We start from the raw sequence: 25,757 nt of genomic DNA, 5'->3' as shown, positions 1-25,757 counted from the left end.
GAGACGGCCCGCGTGACTTGGGGTTCGGGTGCATACTGGTGGTGTCTTCGGACCCGGTAGTGGGGCTTGCCGGACCCAACCTCGACAGTTGTCGACAACAGTCCCTATCTCAGCTGGTCGCGCTTCTGCGCGCCTGAGGTAGGGAGTGTCATGACAGCACCAATCGGTACCGGACCGGTCGTCGTCGGCGTCCTGCCCGGCCTCGCTCCGGGGGTCATCGAGGTTGCGTCGTCCATCGCGCGCCGCTTCGGTACGACGCTGGTGTGCGTCAGCGTGGATGCATCGCTCATCGATGCCGGTACGCGCTCGGACGGGTCGGTGATGGTGGAACCGATCGACCCTGACACCGCTGACGCGACACCGCAGGGCTTGTCGGACAGTGACGAGGCGGCAGTACGTGCTGCCGCAACGACCTACGGCGTCGACGTCACGTTCGTCCCGGGTGTCGGGGATCCGAGCCGGGCACTGTCGCAGGTGGCCGAAGACCGCGACGCGGCGATGCTGGTCGTCGGGGCCAGGACGGGAGCGGGTCGAATCGCGGAGTTCTTCACGGGGTCGGTCGCGGCACGGCTGACCCATCAGCAGCACCGTTCAGTGCTCGTAGTGCCCGTTGATCCGGTCGGGTTCGATGCCCCACTGCCATGGGACACCCCGTGACCGGCCAGCTTGTTCTGCTCCGCCACGGACAGAGCACTGCGAACGCTGCCGGCACCTTCACCGGCTTGCGAGACGTCGCGCTGACCGAACAGGGCACCGCCGAAGCGAATCGGGCTGGGTTGCTACTTCTGCATGCGGGCATCCGACCGGACCTCGTGCTCACGTCGACGCTCGAGCGGGCGCTCCATACGGCGGAGCTCGTCACCGACGTCCTCGGACGTGATGCGCCGATCGAGTCGACGTGGCGGTTGAACGAGCGGAACTACGGCGCCCTCACCGGCATGTCCAAGCAGAATGCGCAAGCGGCGTTGGGGGCGGAGCAGTTCTTCGCTGTTCGCCGGACCCGCACGGGTCGGCCGCCACGCATGTCGATCCGCGCGTGGCTGGCGCTCCGGCGGACGACGGCGCTTCGTGGACTGCCGTGGGCGGCAGTTCGTCGAACCGAGACACTCTCCGACGTCATCCGCCGGGTCCAACCCGTCCTGTCGGACCGCATCACCCCGGCACTCCGCGACGGGCAGACAGTGCTCGTCGTCGCGCACGGCAACTCACTGCGGGCACTGTGTGCCTGCATGGACGGCCTGACTGACGGTGAGCTCGCGGACCTGAACCTCCCCACGGGCGAACCCCTGATCTACCGGTTCGACGGCGACGGCGGGTTCTGTCCGCGGGGTGGGAAGTACCTGCACCCGGCAGCACGAGCAGCAGCGGCAGCGGTCGCTGCGGAAGGTGGAACATGACCTCCCGAACGGACACGGACCTGCCCGATGGGCAGCTCCCGCCCGACCCGGACATCGACGCCAACGACCCGGAACGTATCGCCCGGCCAGTGCATCTGCGGTGGCGGTACCTCGGTGTCGTCGCACTCGGCGGCGCCATCGGTACCGCCGCACGCGACGGACTCAGCACCGCGTTCCCCGCTCAGCACGGAGTGTCCTGGGCGATCTTCTGGATCAACATCGCCGGCGCGCTCCTACTCGGTGTGCTGCTGGAACACCTCGCGCATCGCGGACCTGACGAGGGTCGCCGCCGGACACTGCGCCTGCTTCTGGGGACTGGTGTCCTCGGCGGGTTCACCACCTACAGCACCCTCGCGACCAGCACCGCGGTGTTATTCCTCGACGGCCGAGGGTTGGCCGGCACCGGGTACGGGCTCCTGACGGTCCTCGCCGGCGCGATCGCCACCGGTGGCGGCCTCGCGATCGCGGGCTTGGTCCGACCGAACGGAGCCACATCATGAGCGCCCTGGCCTTCCTCAGCGTCGCTGTCGCTGGCGGTGTCGGCGCGGCCGCACGGTTCTTCCTGGATGGTGCGATCAACCGGGGTCGGCAGTTCCGGCTCCCGGTCGGGACGCTGACGATCAACATCACCGGCTCGTTCCTGCTGGGCTTGATCACCGGCGCCGCCGGTCACCTCGGCGCTACCCCCGTCGCGGTGCTCGGAACAGGGCTCATGGGTGGCTACACCACGTTCAGCACCGCCAGCTTCGAGACCGTCCGCCTCGCACGCACCGGCCGCACCACCGCGGCTGCCGTGAACGGGCTTGGGATGCTCGTCGTCTCCGTCGCCGCAGCCGCCGGGGGCGTCACCCTCGGCACCCTCACTTGACCATCCGACTCGGAGAAGAACAAGCTCATGCACTTCGACATCACGATCGAGATCCCCCGCGGCAGCGGCAACAAGTACGAGGTCGACCACACCACCGGACGGATCCGCCTGGACCGGGCGGTGTTCACCAGCATGGTGTTCCCGCAGGACTACGGCTCGATCGACGACACTCTCGGCGATGACGGCGACCCCCTCGACGCGCTCGTGCTGCTGCCCCGGCCCACGTTCCCCGGCGTCGTCATCGACGTCCGCCCGGTCGGGATGCTCCGCATGGTCGACGAGAACGGCGGCGATGACAAGATCCTCACCGTCCCCGCCGGAGACGTCCGCTTCGACCACGTCCAGGACATCACCGACGTCGCCGAGCCGGTCCTGGTGGAAATCGAGCACTTCTTCGCCCACTACAAGGAGATCGAGCACGGCAAGCACGTCACCACCAACGGGTGGGCGAACCGTGTCGACGCCGAAGCCATCATCCGCGCCGCACAGGAACGGTTCACCCCGCACCCCTGACCGGCACCCGCGCACCCGCGCACCCGCGCACCATCCAGTGCGCGCCCTGAACCGCCGCGGGGAGGCAACTGGCGCCCAGTGATCGCCAGGAGGTCGTCCCTCCGCCTCCCCGCGGCCCACACCCGCACGACGAACCCGAAAGGCGACAACCGCCATGAACGACTACATCAGCAACGTCCACCACACCACCCACCATCAGGGCGAGTACGTGACCCACACCAGCCGCCCCGTCACCATCAGCAGCCTGCACGGCTCCCGGATCCTCGACTCCCGCGGCTACCCAACGATCCAGGTGCATCTCGAGCTCGAGGACGGCACCGTCGTCACCGGCGACGCCCCCGCAGGCGCATCCACTGGCGCGCATGAGGCTGTCGAGCTTCGCGACGGCGGCAGCAGCTACGGCGGCCGCGACGTGAGCCAGGCACTGCACCTCATCACGGCGGACGTCGCACCGATGATCACCGGCCAGTCGTGGACCTCAATCGGGCAGGTCGACGCCGCCCTCGCTGCCCTCGACAGCACCCCGAATTACCGCCGGCTCGGCGCGAACAGTGTCGTCGCGACCTCGATCGCGATGGCACGCGCTCTCGCCGCCGCAGCGGAGCTGCCGCTCTGGCGTTGGATCGCAGACGTCACCGGCAGCACGCCTCGCTTGCCCGTCCCGCACTTCAACGTCCTCAACGGCGGAGCGCACGCAGCGAACGCGCTCGACTTCCAGGAGTTCATGATCGCCCCGGTGAACGCCGACACCATGACCGACGCGGTTCGGATCGGGTCAGACGTCTACCACGCACTGGCGGCACTGGTCCGGGAACGGTTCGGCAGTCTCGGTCTCGGCGACGAAGGTGGCTTCGCGCCATCGATCGCCGCGCCCGAGGAGGCCCTCGACCTCCTCGTCGCCGCGATCAGTGCCGCTGGCTACGAGCCCGGCGTCGACACCGTCGCGATCGCACTCGACCCGGCGGCGAACGAGTTCGCGCTCGGTGACGGTAGCTACCGGGTCGTGGACCGCCGGCTCGACCGCGCAGGCATGGTCGACTACTACCGCGACCTCATCAGCCGGTATCCGATCCGGAGCATCGAAGACGGCTTCTCCGAAGATGACCACGGCGGCTGGAAGGCGATGTCGTCCGCGCTCGGCGGCATGCTCCAGATCGTCGGCGATGATCTCTACGTCACCGATCCGCAGCGCATCCGCGACGGCGGGAAGGACGGGCTCTCGAATGCAGCGCTCATCAAGCCGAACCAGATCGGCACCGTCTCCCAGACCCTCGACGCGATCGGCGTCGCACGCTCGCTCGGGATGCGGAGCATGGTGTCGCACCGGTCCGGGAAACCACCGACACGTTCATCGCGGACCTCGTCGTCGGCAGCGGAACCGGACAGATCAAGTCCGGCGCCCCCGCCCGCGGAGAACGCGTCGCGAAGTACAACCGGCTCACCGAGATCGCGGAGAACAATCCGGAGCTGCCCTACGGGCTGCGCTGACCCCGACCGGCCACCTCGTGGGCGACGCGCAGGAAAGCAGAACCAGCTGGCTGGGGCTCTCCCGACCAGATCGCCCGCAACGGCCGGGCAAGTGGCGGCCCGGCGAGCGGGACCCGCACCAGCGACCCGTCGTTGATGTCGGCGGCGACCGTGCGAAGGCTCATCACCGCCGGTGCGATTCCGGCCTGTGCGTTCGCCCGGATGATGCTCGTGGTCTCCAGCACCGCGGCCGGAACCGACATGCTCAAACCGGCCTCCCTGAGCCATGCGGCGAGGGTCGCGCGAGTCCCGGAACCTTCTTCCCGCAGGAGCAGAGCCGTCGCCGCCAGGACCTCCGCAGTGATCCCGGTCGACCGAGCCCAGGGATGGTCCGGCGCAACGACGACCGCGAGCTCATCGTCCGCGATCACCTGCGCGGACACACCTGCCGCCACCACCGGGGTCTCCGTGAACCCGAGGTCCGCGCCACCCGACTGCACGAGATCCGCCACCGCGGCGGAGTTGCCCGCGATCAGACGCACCCGCACGTCGGGTTCACGGCGGCGGAATTCGAGCAGCCAGCCCGGCAGCAGCAGCTCCGCGATGGTCTGTGACGCCGCGACGACGAGCGAACCCGTCGGAGCCCGCAGCACAGCCACTCCTGCCTCGAGGTGGCGAGACGCGTCGAGGACCGGTCCGGCCAGCCCGACGACGAGCCGGCCGGTCTCGGTCAGCACCGACCCCGTGGTCGAGCGGTGCACCAACAAGTGACCGACCATGCGCTCGGCGACCCGGATCCGAGCAGACACTGCCTGTTGCGTGACGCCGAGCGCTCCAGCGGCAGCGGAGAGCGAGCCGGTCTCGGCGACGCGTGCGAGCACGTCGAGTGTGTCGAGGTCGAGCGTTCGGTCCGTGAGTCGCCGTAGTGTCACAATCAACGATTGTGCCCCGCCAAGAGGTTCCCGGTACCGCCAGAGGCAGGATTCGCGCAGGCTTGGCCCATGACAACGCTCCGCACCGACCCTGCACCCGCGAACGGTAGCCAGCTGCCCCAACGGCCGCAGACGGCGTTGTTCCGCGATCTGGAGCGGCCGGGCCTGATCGTGTCGAATCTCACACCGAACTGGTTCGCGTCGATCATGGGCACGGGCATCGTCGCCGTCGCAGCTGCGTCACTCCCACTGCAGTTCCCGGGACTCCGGTTCGCGGCGACGGTCGTGTGGGCGATCGCCGCGGTGCTCCTCGTCGCCCTCACGATCGCGACGGTGCTGCACTGGATCCGCTACCGGAGCACCGCAGCCGGGCACCACCTCAACCCGGTCATCTCCCACTTCTACGGCGCACCACCGATGGCGTTCCTCACCGTCGGCGCCGGGACACTCCTGCTCGGCAAGGACTGGATCGGCCTGCCCGCCGCCGTGACCATCGACTGGGTCCTGTGGACCATCGGCACCATCGGAGGACTGCTCACGGCAGTCCTGGTGCCGTACCTGGCGTTCACCCGCCACGAGAACAAGCCCGACTCCGCGTTCGGCGGTTGGCTGATGCCGATCGTCCCGCCGATGGTGTCCGCGTCCACCGGCGCGCTCCTCCTGCCCTACGCCCCCGCCGGACAGTGGCGCGAGACACTGCTGTGGTCCTGCTACGGCTTCTTCGGCCTCAGTCTCGTGACGTCGCTGGTCGTGATCACGTTGATCTGGAACCGGCTCGCGCTCCACAAGGTCGGTGCCGCCGGAATGGTGCCGACCCTGTGGATCGTCCTCGGACCGGTCGGACAGTCGATCACGGCGGTGAACCTCCTCGCCTCGAACGCCCCCACCGTCGTCGACGAATCCACCGCCCACGCGCTCCTGATCGTGGCGCTGGTGTACGGGTTCGCGATGCTCGGCTTCGCGCTGCTGTGGACCGTCATCGCCCTCGCCGTGACTGTCCGGACCGCCCGCGAACACCTGCCGTTCAGCCTGACCTGGTGGTCGTTCACGTTCCCCGTCGGCACCTGCGTCACCGGACTCAACGGGCTCGCCCTGCACTCAGGCCTGACCGTCGTTGCCGTCCTCGCCGTCATCTACTACGCCGGCCTCGTCGCCGCATGGATCACCGTTGCCCTTCGCACCTTTCACGGATCCGTCATCCGTGGCACCCTGCTGGCACCGCCACAGCCGGCATGAGTACCCCCGAGGAACTCGCTGACGTTCGATCGCTGAACGGTCTCGCGGAGACGTGGCGGACCGCGCCCGACGGCAGCCGACGGTTCGTCCCGAGCTTCGACCCACGATCCGGCGGCAGGTCCAGCCGCGTCCTGGTCCTGATGCAGTCGCCCGGCCCCCAGACCATCGCCGCAGCGCACGCAGCTATCTGCAGCGAGGACAACCCGGGCCCGACCGCGGCCGCGTTCCGAGCAGCCCGTATCGAGTCCGGACTCGCACGCGGCGAGTACGTCCGCTGGAACCTCATCCCATGGGAACTGCCCGACCGCGTGCGACTCGCGGACATCGACGAGGGGCGGCATGCCCTTGCCACACTGCTCGCGGCCCTCCCCGCGCTCACTGCGATCGTCACGTACGGGGCCGTCGCCCTCGACGGCGTCATGCGACACCTCACCCTGGACGAGCACCCCCGACTCCTCCCGGTCATCGCAGCACCACATCCGTCTCCCGCCAACGGCCGCCACCGCTCGGAACAACACTTCCGTTCCGTGCAAGCACTCCGGCTCGCCGCGCGAGCGCAACAGACGTAGCAAATACGAACGATTCCGCTACAACTATCCGTACCGGCGGTCAGTCAGGGTGCGAGGCGCCGTGTCTTGTAGCGGAACCCAGTCCCGGAATCTACGTGCCGCCACTACCCCTCCTGGTCGAGTTTCGCTACGTTCTTCCCATGGGTCACCTTCTCGGGTACGCGCGCGTGTCCACCACAGACCAGGACGCGTCGCTGCAGATCGACGCGCTCAACGCCGCTGGCTGCTACCGCGTGTTCGTCGACACCATGTCCGGGTCGCTCCAACACCGGCCCGAGCTCGACAAGCTCCTCGACCAGCTCCGCCCCGGCGACACTCTTGTCGTCTGGCGACTCGACCGGCTCGGCCGGTCCATCCGGCACCTCATCGATCAGCTGCACGCTCTCGCCGAGCGCGGGATCGGGTTCCGGTCCCTGCAGGAGACCATCGACACCACCTCGCCCGGCGGCCGGCTCGTGTTCCACGTCTTCGCCGCGTTGGCGGAGTTCGAACGGGACCTCATCAAGGAACGCACCAACGCCGGCCTTGCCGCCGCTCGAGCCCGCGGCCGCACCGGCGGCCGACCATCTCGGCTCTCGGTGGACCAGGTGCGGACCGCGCGCCGGCTCTACGAGCAGCAGGACATGACCGTCGCGCAGATCGGCGACGTGCTCGGCGTTAGCCGCACCACCATCTACCGTGCACTCGCGAAGCACGCCGAGCCCGTCGCGGCGCGACGAACCAAGCCTTCCCCAACGATGTAGCTGGCCATGGACGCGAGCGAGCGGTGGGGCATCCTTCGACTGCACGTCGAGGACGCCATCCCGCTCGCCACCCTGGCCCGCACCGCGGGCGTCGCTGAGCGCACCCTGCAACGCTGGCTGGCCCGCTACCGAACCGGCGGATACCCGGCTCTCGCCGACGGCACCCGCACCGATCACGGCGCCCGACGGACGGCACCGGAACTGGTGCGCCTGATTGAGGGGCTCGCACTCACCAAGCCACGACCCTCGATCGCCACGATTCACCGCCAGGTCGACAATTACTGCACCAAACGAGGTCTCTCGGCGCCGTCATACTCCGTTGTGCGGTCGATCGTGAACGGGCTTGATCCCGGGATGGTGACGCTCGCGCTTGAGGGGCCCGGGTCATATCGGGACAAGCACGAACTGCTGCTCCGACGTCGTGCGGATCGCCCCAACGCGATCTGGCAGGCGGACCATACGATGCTCGACCTGCTCATCGTCGGACCCGACGGCAAGCCCGAACGGCCGTGGTTGACGGTGATCCTCGACGACTACTCCCGCGCGGTCTGCGGGTACATGGTGTTCCTCGGCGCCCCATCCGCCGCGAACACCGCGCTCGCGCTCCGGCAAGCGATCTGGCACAAGCCGGAACCGGACTGGCCTGTCTGCGGGATCCCAGACGTGCTCTACACAGACCACGGGTCCGACTTCACCAGCCACCGAATCGGCGACACCGCCGCCGTGCTGCACCTCCGCATCATCCACTCGCAGGTCGCTCGCCCCCAGGGCCGCGGGAAGATCGAGCGGTTCTTCGGCACCATCAACACCGAGCTGCTCCCAACGCTCCCCGGCCACCTCGCACCCGGATCCTCGGCGCCGACGCCGGCGCTGGATCTCGCCGGTGTCGACAGTGCCATCAACACGTTCATCCGCCGCTACAACGCCCGCATCCACCGCGAGCTCCGGAAGAGCCCACTGGAAGCGTGGATCGCAGACGGGTGGCTGCCACGAATGCCGGACTCCCTCGAGCAGCTCGACGGGTTCCTGCTCACCGTCCCGACCACGCGCGTCGTGCAACGAGACGGCATCCACTTTGAAGGGCTCCGCTATACCGCAACCACTCTCGCACCCTTCGTGGGCAGCACCGTCAGCGTCCGGTACGACCCCCGCGACGTCACCGAGATCCGTGTCTTTCACCGCGACGCGTTCCTGTGCACCGCGATCAGTACCGCGCATCAGACCGAGACCATCAGTCTCAAGCAGATCCAGGCCGCCCGGAACGCGCAACGAAGAGCCCTGCGCGGGCAGATCCGCGAACGCATCGCGATCGTCCGCCCGACACCCGATGATCACACCCCACCAGCACCCGCACCGGATCAACCGCGACTAAAGACCTACGAGGAGGACCGGTCATGACGAGCCAGTTCATAATCACGAAGGAACACCGTCGCTTCGCGGAGTTCGCCGACGCCGTCCGGAAGCAGAACACCATCGGCGTCTGCTTCGGCCCCGCTGGCGTCGGCAAAACCCTCTCCGCACGCCGCTACGCCCACTGGGACAGCATCGGCCCGTTCATCGCCAGATGGGCCGCACGCAGCGAAGACGACACGAAGATCTACGCCGCCGCCCACCGAGCCCGCACCGTCTTCTACACGCCCGAGGTCTCCGCCACGATGCGCGCCCTGCAGGACGACCTCCGGCACGACATGCTCCGCACCGAACGCTGCATCGAGGAACACCTCCTGCACCAGGGTCGCCACTTCGACCACGCACACGGCCCCAACCCGTCCCTGCTCGAGCTGATCATCATCGACGAGTCCGAACGCCTCACCGGCAACGCGATCGAGTGGCTCCGCGACCAATACGACCGCACCGGCATCGCGATGATCCTCATCGGCATGCCCGGCATCGAGAAGCAGTTCAGCCATTACCCGCAGCTCTACAGCCGCCTCGGTTTCGCCCACCAGTACCGTCCGCTCGGCCACGACGAGCTGCTCTTCGTCCTCGAACGTCAATGGCGCAAGCTCGGCAAGACGCTCGACCCCGACGACTTCACCGACGCGCAAGCCATCGCCGCCGTCGAACGCATCACCCGCGGCAACTTCCGGCTCCTTGAGCGCCTCCTCCCTCAGATCCAACGCGTCCTGAAGATCAACGAGCTCGACGTCATCACCAACGACGTCGTCGAGGCCGCCCGCAGCACCCTCGTCATCGGCACCACCTGACCGGACACCGATCGCAGCGAAAACGACGACTCAGAGTGAGGCTGCTCACATCGATACCCGCGCGTACCCGAGAAGCTCACCCATGCGCAGAAACGTAGCGGAACTCGTCGCATTGGGCCGGTATCGATGCAGAGATACTGGCACTGGTATCCGCTACACGACGCGCCGACGATCGGGCACCTCAAGCGGCCCCGGGCCTCGATGTGCCACAAACGATCGTTTTCGGCGAGCGTCACAGGTACTACCTGACAGCCCGCCACCGGCCCCAGGAGCCGTCAGCCAGAGTGCGTCGAAACTCTCACTAAGGATGCATGCCAGAAGGAACCGATTCTGGTGTTCCAGCAGGGTCGGCCGCTCGCCGCTTCGGCCACCATGCGTGAGCTGTGGTGAACGCAAGGAGGCACCAACCCGCGATGGCAGTAGGCCAGTCTGGGACGTAGGCATCGTGGACCGGTGACCCGTCAAACGACGGGAAACGGGCTGTCCCAGCGTCACCGACGAACCACGCGACCACCGTGACGGTCAGTGCAACGCCCACCGCGATGAGCGTCGCCGCCGGGTGCCCAATCCACCATCGGCGGAGGATCGGGATCGATCGGAGAGGCAACCCGACGGTGAGCGCGGCGATCGTCGTCGCCGCAGCGACGACAGCGATCTCCACGACGGTTCCGATCCCGTCGGCAACGCTTGCGAAGAGGAACAGACCGTCGACGTACAGGACGGCACCGCAAATGATCATCTGGATAGGCATCATCGTCCACGCCCGCCGGCCAAAACTCATGCGCCTCAACCTGGCGCACGCCGGCGTAGCTGTACAGCCCGCGAATGGGGGCACATCGATCTAACAGCCAGTCAGGCACCGACCACCGGGGACGCTTCAGCCTCGGTTTTGCCGACCCGATCGAATCTTGTTCCACCAACGGCCAATGGCCAAGCTTCGCTGCTCAGCCAGCTCATCACGAAGACCGCGAGGCCACGTGCTCAAAAACGCCTTCGTCTCGTCTGGTCCTGCGCCGTAGTGCTCCACAAAGGAGAGCGCGACCGCGTTCTGCACGTGCCCGTCGCCAAGGACGAGTCCGTCATCGACGATGCGGAGGATCCATGTTGCCGTCGCCTGGTCCCCCGCCGCGTACGCGGACTTGGCGAGGACGAACAGATCGTACATAAACGGATGCAGAAGGAGCTCGTCATCCTCGTCGTCCCAGTTCTCCTCAACAAGCGAACGTGCCGCCGGTACATGCGCGATTACCGCGTCGGCGAAATCGCTCGTAGACATCTTGTGTCCATGTGTCATGACGAGAGGATGGCACGACCCGCGGGCAACCAGAAGCGACGCTTCCCCCATGCCGGACGTGCCTCAGATCTCTACTTATCGGCCCAATGACTCATGGCCGCACGCACAACGTGCGACAGTACGAAGTTCCAAACGGCAATCAACCCCACGGCTACAACAACACCGAAACCCGCAAGCAAACCCACCGCAGCGAGAACTCGACGAGGGGTCTGCTTCTGCGTCGGCGCAGAAGCCACCGACCCGGGCAACTCAGCAACGAGGCGCTCGAGCCGTTCCGCGGGCTGGTCCTCAGCGCCGGTCCCCCGATCCGTCCCCATGACAGTCACCTTCACCCCCAACCTGTGGATCTGTTGAGAAAAGGGTAAGAAAGGCGATGCGGAGGCTAAGGCGACTGGCGTACGTCGTCCCACCCGCAGAAGTGGATAGGGCAAACCCGTCAGCCCAGGGGGAGGGAGAAGAAGTCCGGTAGCCGATCGGCCACCGGACGGTCGAAGCGGAACGGAGGTAAAGCTCTAACTGACGTCCGGTTGGTCTGTTTGAGGGACGAACGTATCAATCCACTCGAAGATGCGAGACGCGGTGGCGGCTGGCGTTGCCATTGCTGGCCCGCCCTCGTCACGCCGACCACTGTGGACAATCGCGTTGCGCTGGTGAGAGAGGGCCTTGACACGCTGGTAGAGCTCCGGGTCGGCCCGCCTAAGCGACATGTCGCAACAAGCCCCAAGCACCTCATCAAGGAGCTCTGGGAGATTGGAGCGCCGTTTGAGGATCATTTCCGCAAGGGCGATCCGGTCCGTGCCCGCTGACCGACGGATAGCTTGCTTGCTCTTCACCTCGGAAGCGACAGCGGCGACGAGAACCGCGCGATCCTGATCGTTCGCTGCTGTGGCGTCTTCGAGATGCCAGGCGTCGGCCAAGAGCGATTCAGCGACTGCGGGTTCTATCTCGGCAGCAACGTCCATGCTGATGCGATCCAGGTCTGCCCTGTCGAGTCGAAGCCGGGAGGAGCGGACGGTGACCGATTGTTCCTCGCCGAGGCCGAAGATGAACTCACCAGTGTCTTGGTACTCCAGCGAAGCCACGCCATACTGCTTCGGCGGATGGCTGGACAAACCTAGCCATGACTGCGCCGGGGCGGCGGCACGCGCATGACGCACAAACCGACCTGCGACGTCAGACGCACGGTCAATCGCCTCGCGAAGGCAGGACTCCACCGCGTGCCGTTGTCCCTCGTCGAGCTCTGCAGGCTTCTGAGCCGGAAACTCCAATTTGGTCTCAGTCACAACTTGGAAGAGCACGAGTGCGGCAGTTGCAGGGTCCCGACCTTCCTCCTGGAAGACGGGTCCGGCCTGCACGAGTGACGGAACGGGTGGATGCGGAAAGCGTTCGGGCAATTTTGAGAACGAGTCGCCATCCTTGGGCAGGCTCAGCGTTACGCGTTCTCCACTGAATTCGTATTCGAAGGTTGCGCCAACTGTGTCCATGCCTATCCACAGTTGCGGTACCCAAAATGTCACCCGAGCCTGAGCGTCGATCACTCGATCATTCTTGCGCACGCGTCGGACATCGCGGACTCGAGTCTCGCTGCGCCGCATGATGTGGGGCCGTCGATGCGCCTTTCACGCATCAACCTGCGTGGGACGCCCAGGCAAGCTCCTGGGCGAAGCGACCTTCGGTCAGGCCGCCGCGGACTCGAAACGGCGGGGCTGAGAAGCGTGCTTGTCGCTGCGTCGGCTGTTCACTTCGTGCGTTCGATAGCCGGTCCCCCAGCAGACCGCCGGACCGGACTCGAACCGGACGCAGCTTCGAGCAGGGTCGTGTCTCACATGGGTGGTCCGCTGATCGTCGCAGTGAGGGAGCGGCGGATTCTGATGGTCGACGCAACAGATGGTCGATTTGGGGCTGGATTCAGGGTAGCTGGAGGGCTGTGTTGCGGCGCTTCTCGGCGTTGAATCGTTGGGTTGGAGTGTCGTAGTCGAGGCGCTTTCGCGGGCGGTTGTTGAGATCATTCATCACCGCGGCGACGTGGCTGGGGCTGTGGAGAGCAAGGTTGGTGCCCTTGGGGAAGTACTGCCGGAGGAGTCCGTTGAAGTTCTCGTTCGCGCCGCGCTGCCAGGGGCTGGAACGGTCGGCGAAGAACACGGGGACGCCGGTCGTGGCGGTGAATTGTTCGTGGGCGGCCATCTCGACGCCCTGATCCCAGGTCAGCGACCGTTTCAGGTGCTTGGGGATCGCGGCGAACGCTTCCGTGATCGCGGCGTTGACGCTGCGCGCGGTGTGATCGTTCGGGAGGTTCAGGACGATGCCGTAGTGGGTGGTGCGTTCGCGGAGGGTGGCCATCGCGGACACTGAGCCGACACCGACGATGAGGTCGCCTTCCCAGTGGCCGGCGGTCTGCTTGTCGGCTGCGTCGGCGGGACGCTCGGTGATGCTGGCCATGTTCCGGATCCGGGATCCTCGACCGATGGGGTTGTTCCACCTGGTGCGTCGGACTCGACGTCCGGTGCGGAGTTTGCCCGTGTAGCGCTTGTGCAGGCCAGCATCGTCCCGAAGGAGCAGGGCTCGGTAGATGGTCTCGTGGCAGATGCGCATGGTCGGGTCGGTGGGGTAGGTCTTTCGCAACCAGCCGCTGATCTCCTCCGGTGACCAGAACCGGTTCAGCTTCCGCTGCACCAGCCGCCGAAGAGCGGCATCGGCGACGAGGCGGTGCGGTTTCGGACGAGCGCGTTGGCGCCTGGCGTCATCGTCAGCAAGGTGCGGCAAGTAGTCCCCGCTTCCCGTCCGGTGCCGACGGAGCTCGCGACTGATCGTCGAGGGGTGCCGGCCCAGACGGACGCTGATCCGGCGTATCGAGAGCCCTAGTCGGCGTAGGTCGGCGATCTCGAGCCGTTCCCGCAGCGCCAGGTAACGTCCCGACGACGCCGGCTCGATAGGGCTCGCTGGCGGGATGCGGTAGCCGGCTCGTTGGCGAATCAGGGTGCCAGAGCGTCGAGACATGCCAAGCAGTCTGCAGGCGTCGGTGTTGCTCATGCCCTGCCGCATCAGCTGCCAGTACTCGTCCTCAACGTCACGGGCCTTTCGCCCTCGCCGCGACGTCTTCAGTGACAGCTCAGCAACGCGCGCCGAAGCAGCCAACGCCTTGCGCAGCGCGGCGGTGGCGGCGCTCTGGTTACGGCGGATCCGGCTCTGCCGTTCTCGTTCAAGCAGGTCAGCGCGTTTCCGGCTCAGCCGAAGCGTGACGGCGACAGACGCGACGGACCTTCCCTTCCGGAGCTCGTCGAATCGGCGTCGGACGAGCCGGTAGCCGGTCGCGCGGCCCAGCCCGGATTCCACCGCGGCATCTTCGACGGATGCACCCGCGTGAAACGCCGACCAGAACCGCTCCTCGACGCTCAGCTCGACGCGCAGATGGTGCCTGCCGTCGAGGTTCAGGCGCGCTTCCCAGGAAGCCACGCGACTGCTCGTCACACCGACGATGGTCAACGCTGCTGCGGGGTCAGAACCGGAACGGCGCAGCTGCAGATACCGCTCGCGCAGGAACCGGTACCCGGTCCCCTTGCCGATGCCAGCGATTCGGGCGGAGGGTTTGAGACCTCGTCCCTCCCGGATCAGGGCGAGGAAGCGAACAGCTTGCGGAGACGACAGGGACAAGTACAAGGGCAACACCTCGAAGGAAGGTGTTGCGTCGATCAAGTGAATCCGGGGACCCCCATGCGTACGACCCCACGACAGCCACCGAAACGAAGAAGCCCACCGAGATCCTCGGTGGGCTTCTTCGTCGTGGCGACTCAGGACGATGTCCGAGCCGGCCGTTCGGTCGGGCTGACAGGATTTGAACCTGCGACCCCTTGACCCCCAGTCAAGTGCGCTACCAAGCTGCGCCACAGCCCGCGAGTTCCGGAGAACTCAGGATCCCTGAGGACCCTCGCCCGCGTCCGACCGGAGCGCGAGCGACCGGTCCAGCATAGCGGACGTCAGACCCCTCCGCGCCACGGCGAGTCGGAGCGACGAGCAACCGGAGCCGCCCGAACAACCCGGGCGAGACCGTCAACCCGGCCGCACCACTTCACGCCGCGCCGCCAACCACGGCAACCCGAGCCCGACGAGCAACCCGCCGGCCCCGTCCGCCGCCAGGTCCCCGATGGTGTCGTCGTACCCGACGTAGATCGCCGAGTCCACGAAGTTGTGCCCGAGCCACTCCCCCATCTCCCACGCCGCCCCGATCGCGAGCCCCGCACACAGCCCGAGGATCGCGACGACCACCCGGCGCTCCCCGTCCGGCGCCGGCACCGCGCGCAGGTCGGCACCGATGACGTACAACACCGCGGCGAGCAGCCCGGTGAGTACGACGTGCATGAACTTGTCCCACAGGAACACGCTCGTGTACCACTCGAGCACGCTCGACCACCCCGCGAGGAGCACGAGCACGCACACTGCCAGGTCGAACGCCGGTCGCAGTCCGAGCATCCGTGGCACCACGACCCCGAGCAACGACAGTGCCATCACCGGCAGCGCGGTTCCGCCCCACCCGATGCTCGCGACGACCAGGCTGACGAGCGTCAGGGCACGCACGACGTCGGCCACGAGGAACCGCGGCCGCAGGAACGTCGGCCCGAGCGCCCGGATCACGACGCCCACCGCACGACCGCGTGCACGGCCGCGTGGTCGGAGGGCCACACCCCGCCCGGCCGCCGGTTCGACACGGCCACCCGGTCGACGGTCGCGTCCGGCGTCACCAGGACGCCGTCGATCCGCCGGCCGCCGACACGCGGACTCCCGTAGTGCGGGTACGTCCCGTACGGCGCACCCACCTGCCTGGAGGCCCGTCCCCAGCTGTCGACGACGCCAGCGTCCGCCAGTGCTCGCCATGGTGCGGACCCCGCCGGGCTGTTCCAGTCGGCCATCACGACAGCGGGCAGGCCGCGCTGTCGCACGATCCGGCCGAGGAGCTCGGCGGACCGCAGTCGAGCCCACGGCGATGCGACGTCGAGGTGGGTCGCGATCGCCAGGAACCGGACGCCGGTCGCGCGGTCGTCGACGACGGCGCCGACGGCGTGCCGCGGGAAGGACGTGGCCCACGAACGCGAGCCCGGACGGTTCGGCCTGCGGGACAGCGCCCAGGTGCGCTGCTCGACGACGTCGAGCCGCGAGCGGTCCAGGAAGAGCCCGACCTGCTCCCCACCGCCGCGCGCGCCGCGCCCGACCAGGACGGGCTCCCAACCCGACCCGAGGCCGGCCGTGAGGTCGTCTGCCTGCGTGGGGAGGGCCTCCTGGACGGCGAGGACGGTGGGTGCTTCGGACGTGACGAGCGCGGTGATGGCATCACGGCGACGCTCCCAGGCGTCCGGGTGTGCGGACGGTCGCGGCACGCGGCGACGCACGTTGAGGGTCATGCAGTGGACCTCGGGCGACCGGACGGCTCCGATGAGCGGGTGGTCGTCGGGGTGGTGGGGCATGCCTCCCTTCTACGAGACGACACCCGTCGGATTCCCAGGGACCTCTCCGCGTGGCTCGTAGGGTGGCCCGATGCGTTCTCGTCCCACCCCTCGTGTCCTCGTCGCGATCGCGGTCTCCGGACTGCTGCTCGGAGCCGCCGGGTGCACCTCGAGCGGCCCGGACACGAGCCGCCCGACGCTCGTGACGGCCACGGCGGAGACGGTCACGGTCGCCGGTGCCTCCGACGCCGCAGCACGGTCGGTGCGGGTCAGCAAGGCGCTCTTCGCGAGTGCTCCCGGCGCGATCGTGGCGACGGCCGGTGATGCCGACGCGATCTCCGACGCAGCGAAGGCCGCGGCGAGCGCCCACGTCCCGGTGCTGCTGACCGCGAAGGGCGCCGAGGTCGGCGCGGCCGTCGCCGGCGAGCTCGACCGGCTCGGTGCCGACTGGTACCAGGCCGAGGGCGACGTGTCGGTCGACACCGACGTCGAACAGCGGAAGGCGCCCGAGGGTGGCGACGCGCCGGAGTCGACCCGGGCCTCCCGGCAGGCGACCGTGGTGGTGGCGGACGCGAGCGCGGACGCTGCGGCCGTGGCGACCGCCAAGGCCGCTGGTGCGAAGGTGGTGGCCATGCCCGAGGGCGTGACCGACCCGGCCGCCGCGCCCGACGTGGTGACGGCGCTGCACGAGCGGAAGCAGCACCAGACGGTCCTGGTCGGCAGCGCGTTCGGTGCGCTGCCGGACCCGGAGTGGACGGTGCGGGCGGCCGAGGGCGGCTTCCAACTCGCGCACGGCGGCCAGCGCCCGTTCGACGGACACCGCTACGTCGCGCTGTACGGGGCTCCCGGGGCGCCGGCGCTCGGGGTCCTCGGCGAGCAGGGGCCGGAGGCCACCGTCCAGCGTGCCGAGCAGGTCGCGAAGCCGTACGAGCCGGAGTCGGACGAACCCGTGACGCCCGCGATGGAGGTCATCGCGACCGTCGCCGCGGGTGACGCCGGGGCAGACGGCGACTACTCGACCGAGCTGCCGGTGTCGACGCTCGAGCCCTACGTCGATGCCGCGCACGACGCCGACATGCCCGTGATCATCGACCTGCAGCCGGGCCGCTCGGACTTCCTGTCGCAGGCCGAGAAGTACGAGTCGCTGCTGAAGAAGCCCGGGGTCTGGCTCGCCCTCGACCCGGAGTGGCGGCTGACGAAGGACCAGGTGCCGCTGCAGCAGATCGGCAGCGTGTCGGCGTCCGAGGTGAACGAGGTGTCCTCGTGGCTCGCGTCGCTCGTCAAGAAGGAAGGGCTGCCGCCGAAGGCCCTCGTGCTGCACCAGTTCCGGCTCTCGATGATCCAAGACCGGTCGGCGCTCGAGACGCACCCGGAGCTCGACATGCTCGTGCACGTCGACGGGCAGGGGTCGCAGCCGGACAAGCAGGCGACGTGGAAGGCGCTGCACGAGGGCGCTCCGGAGGGCCTGCACTGGGGTTGGAAGAACTTCTACGACGAGGACACGCCCATGCTGACGCCCGGGCAGACGATGGCGGACGTGCAGCCGACGCCGTCGTTGGTCACGTACCAGTAGCGGCTCGCCTGTCAGCGTTGTCCACAGACGGGCGCGCCCCGCTCAGCGGCGACGCGAAGCGTTGCGCGGGGCGCGCCGACCGAGCCTGCGAGGGAGGGGCGCGTTTCGTCGGTTGCTCCTGACAGCATGGGGGCATGGACATCCCCCCGCCGCTCCGTCTGTCGTCTCGCCGTCTGCGGACATCGCCGCCGAGGCACAGCAGGCGCTCGCTGCGCTCACGGGGCGCCCCGACGCGGTCTTCCACCCCGGCCAGCTCGAGGCGATCTCGGCCCTGGTCGAGCACCGGCAGCGCGCCCTGGTCGTGCAGCGCACCGGGTGGGGCAAGTCCGCCGTGTACTTCCTCGCGACCCTGCTGCTCCGTCGCCGTGGTGGTGGCCCGACGGTGCTGGTGTCACCGCTGCTGGCACTGATGCGCGACCAGGTGGCGGCAGCTGCCCGAGCGGGGGTCCGTGCGGTGTCGATCAACTCGGCGAACGCCCACGAGTGGGGCGAGACCCAGGCCGCGCTCGCCCGTGACGAGGTCGACGTGCTCCTCGTCTCCCCCGAACGCCTGAACAACCCGAAGTTCCGCGACGAGCAGATGCCGACCCTCATCGCGCGGATGGGCATGCTCGTGGTCGACGAGGCGCACTGCATCTCGGACTGGGGCCACGACTTCCGACCGGACTACCGCCGGTTGGCCGAACTCATCCGCTCGCTCCCCCACGGCGTGCCCGTCCTGGCGACCACCGCGACGGCGAACGAGCGCGTGGTCGAGGACGTCGCCGAGCAGCTCACCGCCGGCCCGGCCGACCCGGTCTTCACGATCCGCGGATCGCTCGCCCGGGCGTCCCTCCGGCTCGGTGTGCTGACGCTGCCCGACGCCCGGCAGCGGCTCGGCTGGCTGCTCGCGCACCTCGGCGACCTGCCCGGCAGCGGCATCATCTACACGCTCACGGTCTCGGCTGCCGAGGACATCGCTCGACTGCTGCGCGACAACGGGTACGCCGTCCGGGCCTACACGGGGCGCACCGACACCGACGAGCGGGAGCAGCTCGAGCAGCAGCTCAAGGGCAACGAGCTGAAGGCCCTCGTCGCCACGAGTGCGCTCGGCATGGGGTTCGACAAGCCGGACCTCGGGTTCGTCGTGCACGTGGGCGCGCCTTCGTCGCCCGTCGCCTACTACCAGCAGATCGGTCGTGCGGGTCGTGCCACCGACAACGCCGACGTGCTGCTGCTGCCCGGTCGTGAGGACCGTGAGATCTGGCAGTACTTCGCCAGCGCGTCCATGCCGACCGAGGCCCGGGCCTCCGCGGTGCTCGGCGCCCTGTCCACCGACACCGCGATGTCGACCGTCGCGCTCGAGGGCCTGGTCGACATCAAGCGCTCCACCCTCGAACTCCTGCTCAAGGTGCTCGACGTCGACGGAGCGGTTCGACGCGTCACCGGCGGCTGGGTCTCCACCGGGCAGCCGTGGCAGTACGACGCCCCGCGGTACGAGCGGGTCGCTGCGGCACGTTCTGCCGAGGCCGCGTCGATGCTCGACTACGAGTCCACCTCGGCGTGCCGCATGCAGCTGTTGCAGCAGGACCTCGACGACCCCTCCGCGGAGCCCTGCGGCCGGTGTGACAACTGCGCCGGGGCGTGGTTCCCGACCGCGGTCTCCGACACGGACTCGTCCGGTGCGGCTGCCGCGCTCGACAAGGTCGGTGTCGAGATCGCCCCGCGTGCCCAGTGGCCGTCGGGCATGTCGTCGCTCGGTGTCTCGGTGCGGGGCAAGATCGGCGCCGACGAGCTCGTGCAGCCCGGTCGCGCGGTGGCTCGTCTGACCGACCTCGGCTGGGGCGGGCCACTCCGTGCGCTGTTCTCGCCGTCGACGCCCGACGCTCCGATCTCCCGCGAGCTCGTCGACGGCTGTGTCCGGGCACTCAAGGACTGGCCGTGGGAGACCCGGCCGACCGGGGTCGTGGCGATGTCCTCGCGGTCACGGCCGCAGCTCGTGGGGTCGCTGGGCCAGGCGCTGTCCACGATCGGGCGGCTGCAGTTCCTCGGCACGCTCGACCGGAACGGCGGCACACCCCGCGGCGACGGTGCGACGAACAGCGCGTACCGGTTGTCCGGCGTGTGGGACACGTTCCAGGTCGGGCCCTCGCTCGCCGAAGCACTGCAGTCGCACGACGGCCCGGTGCTGCTCGTCGACGACCTGGTCGACAGCCGGTGGACGATGACCGTCGCGGGCCGCGAACTCCGGCGTGCCGGGGCCGCCGCCGTGCTGCCCTTCGCGCTGGCCACCGTCGCCTAGCCGCCGCGGGCGCCCGGCGCCGCACCCGTTCCGCGACAGTCCACGAGTCGATCGACGCGTGGACTGTCGCACGAGTGGTGCGGGCGCCGGAGCCGGCGGTCGACGGCGCTAGCGGCGGGCGGGTTTGGGGAACGTGGCGCGCATGTGGTCGGTGGTGAGCACGTCGCCGATGCCGATCATGAGCAGCGAGAACACGATCTGCTCGATCACCATCCAGAACGGGTACAGCCCGGGGATCGCCGCCACGATGAGCGTCACGATCGGGAAGATCCGGCTGAACAGTCGCACCCGCTGGTACGCCCAGTAGTACCCGAGCTGCGCCCGCCACGCGAACACGTAGAGCGTCAGGGTGATGAGCAGCACGACTGTCGCCCGGAACCACACCGCCCACGGCACGGTCTCCCCGCGCGCGTCAGCAGCACGGCCACGACGATGGCAGCGAGTCCGACGATCGTCTCCGCGACGAGCAGCCACCGGATCCACCGGAAGGAGCGCACGGTGTCGGGGTGCTCGAGCATGTCCTGGCGGATGACGTACCCGCCCTGGCGACCTCCGGCCAGCCGGTCGAGCCGCAGCCGGCACCACAGACGGTCGGCGAGGCCACCGAGTCCGTCGTTGCGCTGCGTCACCAGTACATCGTGCCGCATCGAACGGCCGTCGGCGTACCGCCCCGACCCCGACGCCGACGCCGACGCCGAACGACATCGTCGAGGTCGCACGACGTCGACGATGTCGTTCCGGATCGGCGGAGGACTACCAGGGCCAGACGGCTCAGTCGCTCGGCACGAGCGCCGCGCCGCCCAGCACGCTGCCGGTCGCCGCATCGAGCAGGACGAGGGAGCGGACCTCGTCGGGCAACGTCCACGGATCGCTCAGCACGACGGTCAGCCCCTGTTCGACGCCGGCGGCCTGGAACACGTCGAAGGACTCCCCGCCGGCGTCCACTCCGGGTCCTTGCCACCGGTGACCGTCCCACCGGACAACACGACGTCGACCGGCCCCGTCGTTCCCGTCCTCAGGTGCGATATGTCGACCGCGAGCGTGGCGTCACCCGTGTTCCCCGCGATGTGGACGTGTCCAGAGGCAGCCGCGCCGTCGATGCCGACGATGTCCCCGGAGACCGGCGGGACACGGCGCCACCACGGCTCGATCGGCGACGAATCGACGGGCTGCACGGCCGGGGACTCCTCGGGCAGGGGTGCGCCGAGGCCGTTGGACGGTCGCAGCCCCTCCGCGGGCGACTGCGCGGGTTCGGGTACAGCTCGATCGGAGCGGGTGACAGCGTCGTCCTCGGACGGTGCGTGCGAGACCGTCCAGAGCGACACCGAGCCGACGACGACCACGGCGACGAGGGCACCCACCAGGGCGAGCCGACGTCGATCCGTTCCCCACCGCCCGATGCGCACGGTCCCATGATGCCGCGCCGACGCTGCGGACGCGCTCCGGGCCTCCCAGCCGAGCGCGAACGCACAACGCGCCCCGTGCAGACGGGACGCGTTGTGTGTGGTGCGGCTGCGGCTCAGCGCTTCCGGCGCTCGCGCACGCGCATGTTGACGTTGATCGGGGTGCCGGAGAAGCCCCAGACCTCGCGGAGTCGACGGGTGATGAACCGTCGGTACTGCGGGTCGAGGAACGCCGACGTGAAGAGCACGAACGTCGGCGGCTGGCTCGACGCCTGGGTCCCGAACAGGATGCGGGGCTGCTTGCCGCCGCGCACGGGGTGGGGGTGCTCCTGGACGAGCTCGGCGATGAAGGCGTTGACCTTGCCCGTCGGGATGCGGGTGTCCCACGACGCGAGGGCGGTCTCGAGCGCCGGCACGAGCTTCTCGAGGTGACGGCCGGTACGGGCGGAGATGTTCACGCGCGGGGCCCAGGCGACGTGCGCCAGGTCCTGCTCGATCTCACGCTCGAGGTAGCGGCGCCGTTCGTCGTCGAGCAGGTCCCACTTGTTGTAGGCCAGGACGAGCGCACGACCCGACTCGAGCACCAGGTCGATGATGCGCAGGTCCTGCACGGAGACGGGCTCGGTGACGTCGAGGACGACGACGGCGACCTCGGCCTTCTCGAGCGCCGCGGTGGTGCGGAGCGAGGCGTAGAAGTCGGCGCCCTGCTGCATGTGGACGCGCTTCCGGATGCCGGCGGTGTCGACGAACCGCCACACCTTGCCGCCGAGCTCGATCTGCTCGTCCACCGGGTCGCGGGTGGTGCCGGCGATGTCGTTCACGACGACGCGCTCTTCACCGGCAGCCTTGTTGAGCAGCGAGCTCTTGCCGACGTTCGGACGGCCGAGGATGGCGACGCGGCGGGGGCCACCGACCTCCTGCTTCGCGACGGCCGAGGTGTCGGGCAGCGTCTTGATGATCAGGTCGAGCAGGTCCGCGACGCCACGGCCGTGCAGCGCCGAAACGGGGTGCGGCTCGCCGAGCCCCAGGTTCCAGAGCTCGTAGGCGTCGAGTTCACGGCGCTCGTCGTCGGCCTTGTTCGCGACGACGATGACGGGGCGGTCGGTGCCGCGGAGCATCTTGACGACGTGCTCGTCGGTGGCGGTGATCCCGACCGTGACGTCGACGACGAACAGCACGGCGTCGGCGAGGTCGATCGCGACCTCGGCCTGCGCGGCGACCGAGGCGTTGATGCCCTCGGCGCCGGGCTCCCAGCCGCCGGTGTCGACGAGCGTGAAGCGCTTGTCGTTCCAGTCGGCCTTGTAGCTGACGCGGTCACGCGTGACGCCGGGGACGTCCTGCACGACGGCCTCACGACGACCGAGGATGCGGTTGACGAGCGCGGACTTGCCGACGTTCGGGCGGCCGACGATCGCGAGCACCGGGTAGGCGGGCAGGTAGTGGACGCCGTCCTCGCCGACCTGACCCGCCTCGAGCAGGGCGAGGTCCTCGTCCTCGAGGTCGTACTCCTCGAGTCCGGCGCGGAGCGCGGTCGCGCGCTGCTCGGCCTCGGCCTCGTCGAGCCCGGCGAGCCGCTCGCCGAGGGCGTCGTCGTACTGGGGAAGTCGTCGTTGTCCGGGTTGTCCAACTGAGCCATGGTGGGTTCCTCGCGAGCGGCCGGAGCCGCGGTGTCGGTGGCCGTTCCCGGCCGGGCCGGAGATCCGGCCGTGGTGTGACCAGGCGGCCGAGGCCGTCCGGTCGTGCGTCAGTGCGTGGCCGCGCGGGCCAGGTCGACGACCGCCTGCACGGTCTGGTCGAAGTCGAGGTCGGTGGAGTCGAGCGTCGTGACGCCGTCTGCGGCGTTCATGAAGTCGACGACCTTCGCGTCCGCCGCGTCTCGACGAGCGAGTGCGGCGGAGGTCTCTGCGGCCGACTGGGTCGTGACCTCCGCCGAGCGCCGGGCCATTCTAACGGACTCGTCGGCCGTCAGCAGGATCCGGACCTCGGCGTCGGGTGCGACCACCGTGGTGATGTCCCGACCCTCGGTGATGATGCCCGGTGCGTCGGTCTTCCGCATGACGTTCCGGAACAGCTGCACGAGGCGGTGTCGGACGTCGGGGAGCTTCGCGATGTGGGCCACCGCGCCCGTCACGTCCGGGGTGCGGATCGCGTCGGTGACGTCGGTCTCCCCCACGCGCACGTAGTAGTCGTCGGGGTCGGTGCCGATGGCGTAGTCGAAGGTGTCCCAGCTCGCCAGGATCGCCGCAGCGTCGTCGAGGTCGACCCGCTGCTGCAGGGCGTGCCAGGCGAGGGCGCGGTAGGCGGCGCCGGTGTCCTGGTAGCCGTAGCCGAGGGCACGGGCGGCCGCGCGGGAGACGCTCGACTTGCCGCTGCCCGCGGGGCCGTCGACCGCGATGACGATCTTCGCGACGTATGCGCCGTCGGTGAGACCGGCCGGTACCGGGGCGCTCGTCGAACCGGGCTCGCCACCGGGCTCGCCGAGGCCGCCGGCCGGACCGCCGAGCGGGCCGCCGTCCGCGCCACCGCGAGCGCCGTCACCGGGCGTCGGGGTCGGCAGACCGGAGTCCGGACCGTCCGGCCCGCCGGTGACGCCGGAGTCGCCGGTCACACCGGAGTCGTTCGTCGCTGCGTTCGTGTCGTTCAGGCCCATGCTGCTGCGATCCTCCATCCGCGACCCTCGAGTTCCTCGACGAGTCGCTGTTCCTGCTCGGGCAGGACCGACACCTCGACGATGCCGATCTGCGCGCCCGGTGAGTGCTCGAGGCGCATGTCCTCGAGGTTGATGCCGATCTCCCCGATGAACGTCAGGAGCGCGGCGATCTGCCCGGGGGTGTCGTCGACGAGGACGACCACCTGGGCGAAGCGCTTGGTGGTGCCGTGCTTGCCGGGCAGCCGTTCGACACCACGGTTGCCGGCGGCGATCGTCTCGGCCAGGGTGCGCGGTGCCCCGGCGGCGGCGGGGTCGTCGAGCGCCCCGATCACGCCGCTCAGCTCGTCGCGCAGGTCGGACAGCACCCGCCGGACGTTGGCCGCGTTCGCGCCGATGATCTGCACCCACAGGCCGGGGTCGCTCGCGGCGACACGGGTGACGTCGCGGACGCCACCGCCCGCCAGGCCGAGGGAGCCGTCGGGGGCGTCACGCAGCCGCGAGGCCATCAACGTCGACACGAGCTGCGGCACGTGCGAGACGTAGGCCACGGCCAGGTCGTGCGACGCCGGGTCCATCGGCACGACGGTCGCGCCGACGTCGAGCGCCAGGTCCTCGACCACGGCGGCGCGCTGGTAGCTGATGGCGTCGTGACCGGCGATCACCCAGGGGCTGCCGACGAACAGATCCGCGCGGGCGGCGCTCGGCCCGCTGCGTTCCCGTCCGGCCATCGGGTGCGACCCGATGTAGCGGGTGACGTCGGCACCGGCCGCCACGAGCTCGGCCAACGGTCCGGCCTTGACGCTCGCGACGTCGGTCACGATGGCATCCGGGTACGCCGACAGTTCGCGGGCGACGACCGTCGCCACGACGTCCGGCGGGACCGCCACCACCACGAGTTCGGGCTGGTCGCCGGGTTCGGGCCGGCGGCCGGCCCCGTAGTCGACGGCGAGCGCCAGCGCACCGGGCGAGACGTCGTCGAGGACGACGTCGACCCCTTCTCGCGCAGCGCCAGACCGATCGAGGTGCCGAGGAGCCCGGTGCCGACGACCCGCACCGGGCCGCGCACGCGGCGGTCGATGTCGGGCGGGGTCAGGTCGGTCACCGGGCAAGCCTACCGACCGACACCCGGGCGTCGGTCGACGCCCGGGTGTCGTTCACGGCCCGTGTGTCGGTCAGGGCCCGAGGGCCT

The 25,757-nt window shown here is 69.1% G+C and carries 25 protein-coding genes, 1 tRNA gene and 2 pseudogenes; 13 read left to right on the top strand and 15 right to left on the bottom strand.

Annotated elements, in window-relative coordinates:
- Positions 1 to 66 precede the first annotated feature (66 nt).
- The 6 genes and pseudogenes from JN350_RS09275 to eno all read left to right on the top strand — a co-directional run bounded on the left by JN350_RS09275 (position 67) and on the right by eno (position 4,266).
- Positions 67 to 657 (top strand): universal stress protein, encoded by a 591-nt coding sequence (locus JN350_RS09275; RefSeq protein WP_240347662.1) that lies wholly within the window; start codon positions 67 to 69, stop codon positions 655 to 657.
- Positions 654 to 1,397, top strand: a complete 744-nt coding sequence (locus tag JN350_RS09270) for a 2,3-bisphosphoglycerate-dependent phosphoglycerate mutase (protein ID WP_055950238.1) — start codon at positions 654 to 656, stop codon at positions 1,395 to 1,397. The genes JN350_RS09275 and JN350_RS09270 overlap by 4 nt, the downstream gene beginning before the upstream one ends.
- A complete protein-coding gene (locus JN350_RS09265) occupies positions 1,394 to 1,897 on the top strand; it encodes a fluoride efflux transporter FluC (RefSeq protein WP_228504370.1) in 504 nt (167 codons plus the stop codon). Before JN350_RS09270 ends, JN350_RS09265 begins: the two co-directional genes overlap by 4 nt.
- Positions 1,894 to 2,265 (top strand): fluoride efflux transporter FluC, encoded by a 372-nt coding sequence (locus JN350_RS09260; RefSeq protein ID WP_055950129.1) that lies wholly within the window; start codon positions 1,894 to 1,896, stop codon positions 2,263 to 2,265. The genes JN350_RS09265 and JN350_RS09260 overlap by 4 nt, the downstream gene beginning before the upstream one ends.
- 27 nt (positions 2,266 to 2,292) lie before the next feature.
- Positions 2,293 to 2,778 carry an inorganic diphosphatase gene (locus JN350_RS09255; RefSeq protein ID WP_055950127.1) on the top strand — a complete coding sequence of 162 codons (486 nt, stop codon included), beginning with the start codon at positions 2,293 to 2,295 and terminating at the stop codon, positions 2,776 to 2,778.
- 154 nt (positions 2,779 to 2,932) lie between these two features.
- A pseudogene (gene eno / locus JN350_RS09250) lies at positions 2,933 to 4,266 on the top strand (phosphopyruvate hydratase).
- Here eno and JN350_RS09245 read toward each other — a convergent pair.
- Positions 4,251 to 5,177 carry a LysR family transcriptional regulator gene (locus JN350_RS09245; RefSeq protein ID WP_055950124.1) on the bottom strand — a complete coding sequence of 309 codons (927 nt, stop codon included), beginning with the start codon at positions 5,175 to 5,177 and terminating at the stop codon, positions 4,251 to 4,253. The pseudogene eno and the gene JN350_RS09245 sit on opposite strands and share 16 nt — an antisense overlap.
- Positions 5,178 to 5,246: 69 nt before the next feature.
- Here JN350_RS09245 and JN350_RS09240 point away from each other — a divergent pair, with 69 nt between their 5' ends.
- The 5 genes from JN350_RS09240 (at position 5,247) to JN350_RS09220 (ending at position 9,932) form a co-directional block, all read left to right on the top strand.
- Positions 5,247 to 6,413, top strand: a complete 1,167-nt coding sequence (locus tag JN350_RS09240) for a TDT family transporter (RefSeq protein ID WP_055950121.1) — start codon at positions 5,247 to 5,249, stop codon at positions 6,411 to 6,413.
- Positions 6,410 to 6,982 carry a uracil-DNA glycosylase family protein gene (locus JN350_RS09235; protein WP_055950118.1) on the top strand — a complete coding sequence of 191 codons (573 nt, stop codon included), beginning with the start codon at positions 6,410 to 6,412 and terminating at the stop codon, positions 6,980 to 6,982. The genes JN350_RS09240 and JN350_RS09235 overlap by 4 nt, the downstream gene beginning before the upstream one ends.
- Before the next feature lie 140 nt (positions 6,983 to 7,122).
- Complete coding sequence (locus tag JN350_RS09230) at positions 7,123 to 7,725, top strand: recombinase family protein (RefSeq protein WP_092384421.1); 603 nt, start codon at positions 7,123 to 7,125, stop codon at positions 7,723 to 7,725.
- 6 nt (positions 7,726 to 7,731) lie between these two features.
- Positions 7,732 to 9,123 carry a Mu transposase C-terminal domain-containing protein gene (locus tag JN350_RS09225; RefSeq protein WP_205464290.1) on the top strand — a complete coding sequence of 464 codons (1,392 nt, stop codon included), beginning with the start codon at positions 7,732 to 7,734 and terminating at the stop codon, positions 9,121 to 9,123.
- A complete protein-coding gene (locus JN350_RS09220) occupies positions 9,120 to 9,932 on the top strand; it encodes an AAA family ATPase (RefSeq protein WP_055950112.1) in 813 nt (270 codons plus the stop codon). Before JN350_RS09225 ends, JN350_RS09220 begins: the two co-directional genes overlap by 4 nt.
- Positions 9,933 to 10,233: 301 nt before the next feature.
- On the opposite strand, the gene JN350_RS09215 is transcribed toward JN350_RS09220, so the two are convergent.
- The 7 genes from JN350_RS09215 to JN350_RS09185 all read right to left on the bottom strand — a co-directional run bounded on the left by JN350_RS09215 (position 10,234) and on the right by JN350_RS09185 (position 16,682).
- Positions 10,234 to 10,713 carry a hypothetical protein gene (locus tag JN350_RS09215; RefSeq protein WP_205464289.1) on the bottom strand — a complete coding sequence of 160 codons (480 nt, stop codon included), beginning with the start codon at positions 10,711 to 10,713 and terminating at the stop codon, positions 10,234 to 10,236.
- A gap of 96 nt (positions 10,714 to 10,809) precedes the next feature.
- Positions 10,810 to 11,208, bottom strand: a complete 399-nt coding sequence (locus JN350_RS09210; RefSeq protein ID WP_205464288.1) for a DUF7674 family protein — start codon at positions 11,206 to 11,208, stop codon at positions 10,810 to 10,812.
- A gap of 530 nt (positions 11,209 to 11,738) precedes the next feature.
- Positions 11,739 to 12,764 (bottom strand): hypothetical protein, encoded by a 1,026-nt coding sequence (locus JN350_RS09205; RefSeq protein ID WP_205464287.1) that lies wholly within the window; start codon positions 12,762 to 12,764, stop codon positions 11,739 to 11,741.
- 370 nt (positions 12,765 to 13,134) lie between these two features.
- The gene (locus tag JN350_RS09200) at positions 13,135 to 14,883 is read right to left on the bottom strand and encodes an IS30 family transposase (RefSeq protein WP_205464286.1); all 1,749 of its coding nucleotides are present in this window, start codon (positions 14,881 to 14,883) and stop codon (positions 13,135 to 13,137) included.
- A 160-nt stretch (positions 14,884 to 15,043) separates the two neighbouring features.
- Positions 15,044 to 15,117 (bottom strand) — tRNA-Pro (locus JN350_RS09195).
- A gap of 156 nt (positions 15,118 to 15,273) precedes the next feature.
- On the bottom strand, positions 15,274 to 15,864 hold the full coding sequence (locus JN350_RS09190) for a hypothetical protein (RefSeq protein ID WP_205464285.1): 591 nt from the start codon (positions 15,862 to 15,864) through the stop codon (positions 15,274 to 15,276).
- Positions 15,852 to 16,682 carry an endonuclease/exonuclease/phosphatase family protein gene (locus JN350_RS09185; protein ID WP_205464284.1) on the bottom strand — a complete coding sequence of 277 codons (831 nt, stop codon included), beginning with the start codon at positions 16,680 to 16,682 and terminating at the stop codon, positions 15,852 to 15,854. Before JN350_RS09185 ends, JN350_RS09190 begins: the two co-directional genes overlap by 13 nt.
- A gap of 70 nt (positions 16,683 to 16,752) precedes the next feature.
- Here JN350_RS09185 and JN350_RS09180 point away from each other — a divergent pair, with 70 nt between their 5' ends.
- Positions 16,753 to 18,234, top strand: coding sequence for a hypothetical protein (locus JN350_RS09180; protein ID WP_205464283.1), 1,482 nt, complete (start codon positions 16,753 to 16,755; stop codon positions 18,232 to 18,234).
- A 112-nt stretch (positions 18,235 to 18,346) separates the two neighbouring features.
- A complete protein-coding gene (locus JN350_RS09175; protein WP_461964315.1) occupies positions 18,347 to 20,515 on the top strand; it encodes a RecQ family ATP-dependent DNA helicase in 2,169 nt (722 codons plus the stop codon).
- A 108-nt stretch (positions 20,516 to 20,623) separates the two neighbouring features.
- Here the strand turns inward: JN350_RS09175 and JN350_RS20805 are convergent, their stop codons facing one another.
- The 7 genes and pseudogenes from JN350_RS20805 to JN350_RS09145 all read right to left on the bottom strand — a co-directional run bounded on the left by JN350_RS20805 (position 20,624) and on the right by JN350_RS09145 (position 25,670).
- Positions 20,624 to 20,878 (bottom strand): hypothetical protein, encoded by a 255-nt coding sequence (locus JN350_RS20805; RefSeq protein WP_461964313.1) that lies wholly within the window; start codon positions 20,876 to 20,878, stop codon positions 20,624 to 20,626.
- On the bottom strand, positions 20,860 to 21,144 hold the full coding sequence (locus JN350_RS20800; protein ID WP_461964311.1) for a hypothetical protein: 285 nt from the start codon (positions 21,142 to 21,144) through the stop codon (positions 20,860 to 20,862). Before JN350_RS20800 ends, JN350_RS20805 begins: the two co-directional genes overlap by 19 nt.
- Before the next feature lie 142 nt (positions 21,145 to 21,286).
- Positions 21,287 to 21,433, bottom strand: a complete 147-nt coding sequence (locus JN350_RS09165) for a hypothetical protein (RefSeq protein WP_205464282.1) — start codon at positions 21,431 to 21,433, stop codon at positions 21,287 to 21,289.
- On the bottom strand, positions 21,400 to 21,921 hold the full coding sequence (locus JN350_RS09160; protein ID WP_205464281.1) for a hypothetical protein: 522 nt from the start codon (positions 21,919 to 21,921) through the stop codon (positions 21,400 to 21,402). The genes JN350_RS09165 and JN350_RS09160 overlap by 34 nt, the downstream gene beginning before the upstream one ends.
- Before the next feature lie 113 nt (positions 21,922 to 22,034).
- A complete protein-coding gene (der, locus tag JN350_RS09155; RefSeq protein ID WP_205464420.1) occupies positions 22,035 to 23,618 on the bottom strand; it encodes a ribosome biogenesis GTPase Der in 1,584 nt (527 codons plus the stop codon).
- Positions 23,619 to 23,662: 44 nt separating this feature from the next.
- Positions 23,663 to 24,319, bottom strand: coding sequence for a (d)CMP kinase (cmk, locus tag JN350_RS09150; RefSeq protein ID WP_111084641.1), 657 nt, complete (start codon positions 24,317 to 24,319; stop codon positions 23,663 to 23,665).
- 239 nt (positions 24,320 to 24,558) lie between these two features.
- Positions 24,559 to 25,670 (bottom strand): annotated as a pseudogene (locus JN350_RS09145) (prephenate dehydrogenase).
- Positions 25,671 to 25,757: the final 87 nt, after the last annotated feature.

The sequence above is a fragment of the Curtobacterium sp. 24E2 genome (genome assembly GCF_016925595.1).
Taxonomy (GTDB): domain Bacteria; phylum Actinomycetota; class Actinomycetes; order Actinomycetales; family Microbacteriaceae; genus Curtobacterium.
The sequence above is the reverse complement of the archived record's forward strand: the minus strand, read 5'-3'. Positions and strand labels throughout refer to the sequence as shown.

What these genes read in the sequence shown, in the direction of transcription:
- JN350_RS09180 (WP_205464283.1), top strand. Translation starts at nt 16,753, where the DNA reads ATGCGTTCTCGTCCCACCCCTCGTGTCCTCGTCGCGATCGCGGTCTCC.
- JN350_RS09220 (WP_055950112.1), top strand. Translation starts at nt 9,120, where the DNA reads ATGACGAGCCAGTTCATAATCACGAAGGAACACCGTCGCTTCGCGGAG.
- JN350_RS09230 (WP_092384421.1), top strand. Translation starts at nt 7,123, where the DNA reads ATGGGTCACCTTCTCGGGTACGCGCGCGTGTCCACCACAGACCAGGAC.
- JN350_RS09240 (WP_055950121.1), top strand. Translation starts at nt 5,247, where the DNA reads ATGACAACGCTCCGCACCGACCCTGCACCCGCGAACGGTAGCCAGCTG.
- JN350_RS09210 (WP_205464288.1), bottom strand. Translation starts at nt 11,208, where the DNA reads ATGTCTACGAGCGATTTCGCCGACGCGGTAATCGCGCATGTACCGGCG.
- JN350_RS09260 (WP_055950129.1), top strand. Translation starts at nt 1,894, where the DNA reads ATGAGCGCCCTGGCCTTCCTCAGCGTCGCTGTCGCTGGCGGTGTCGGC.
- JN350_RS09215 (WP_205464289.1), bottom strand. Translation starts at nt 10,713, where the DNA reads ATGAGTTTTGGCCGGCGGGCGTGGACGATGATGCCTATCCAGATGATC.
- JN350_RS09225 (WP_205464290.1), top strand. Translation starts at nt 7,732, where the DNA reads ATGGACGCGAGCGAGCGGTGGGGCATCCTTCGACTGCACGTCGAGGAC.
- JN350_RS09265 (WP_228504370.1), top strand. Translation starts at nt 1,394, where the DNA reads ATGACCTCCCGAACGGACACGGACCTGCCCGATGGGCAGCTCCCGCCC.
- JN350_RS09255 (WP_055950127.1), top strand. Translation starts at nt 2,293, where the DNA reads ATGCACTTCGACATCACGATCGAGATCCCCCGCGGCAGCGGCAACAAG.
- JN350_RS09235 (WP_055950118.1), top strand. Translation starts at nt 6,410, where the DNA reads ATGAGTACCCCCGAGGAACTCGCTGACGTTCGATCGCTGAACGGTCTC.
- JN350_RS09185 (WP_205464284.1), bottom strand. Translation starts at nt 16,682, where the DNA reads ATGCCCCACCACCCCGACGACCACCCGCTCATCGGAGCCGTCCGGTCG.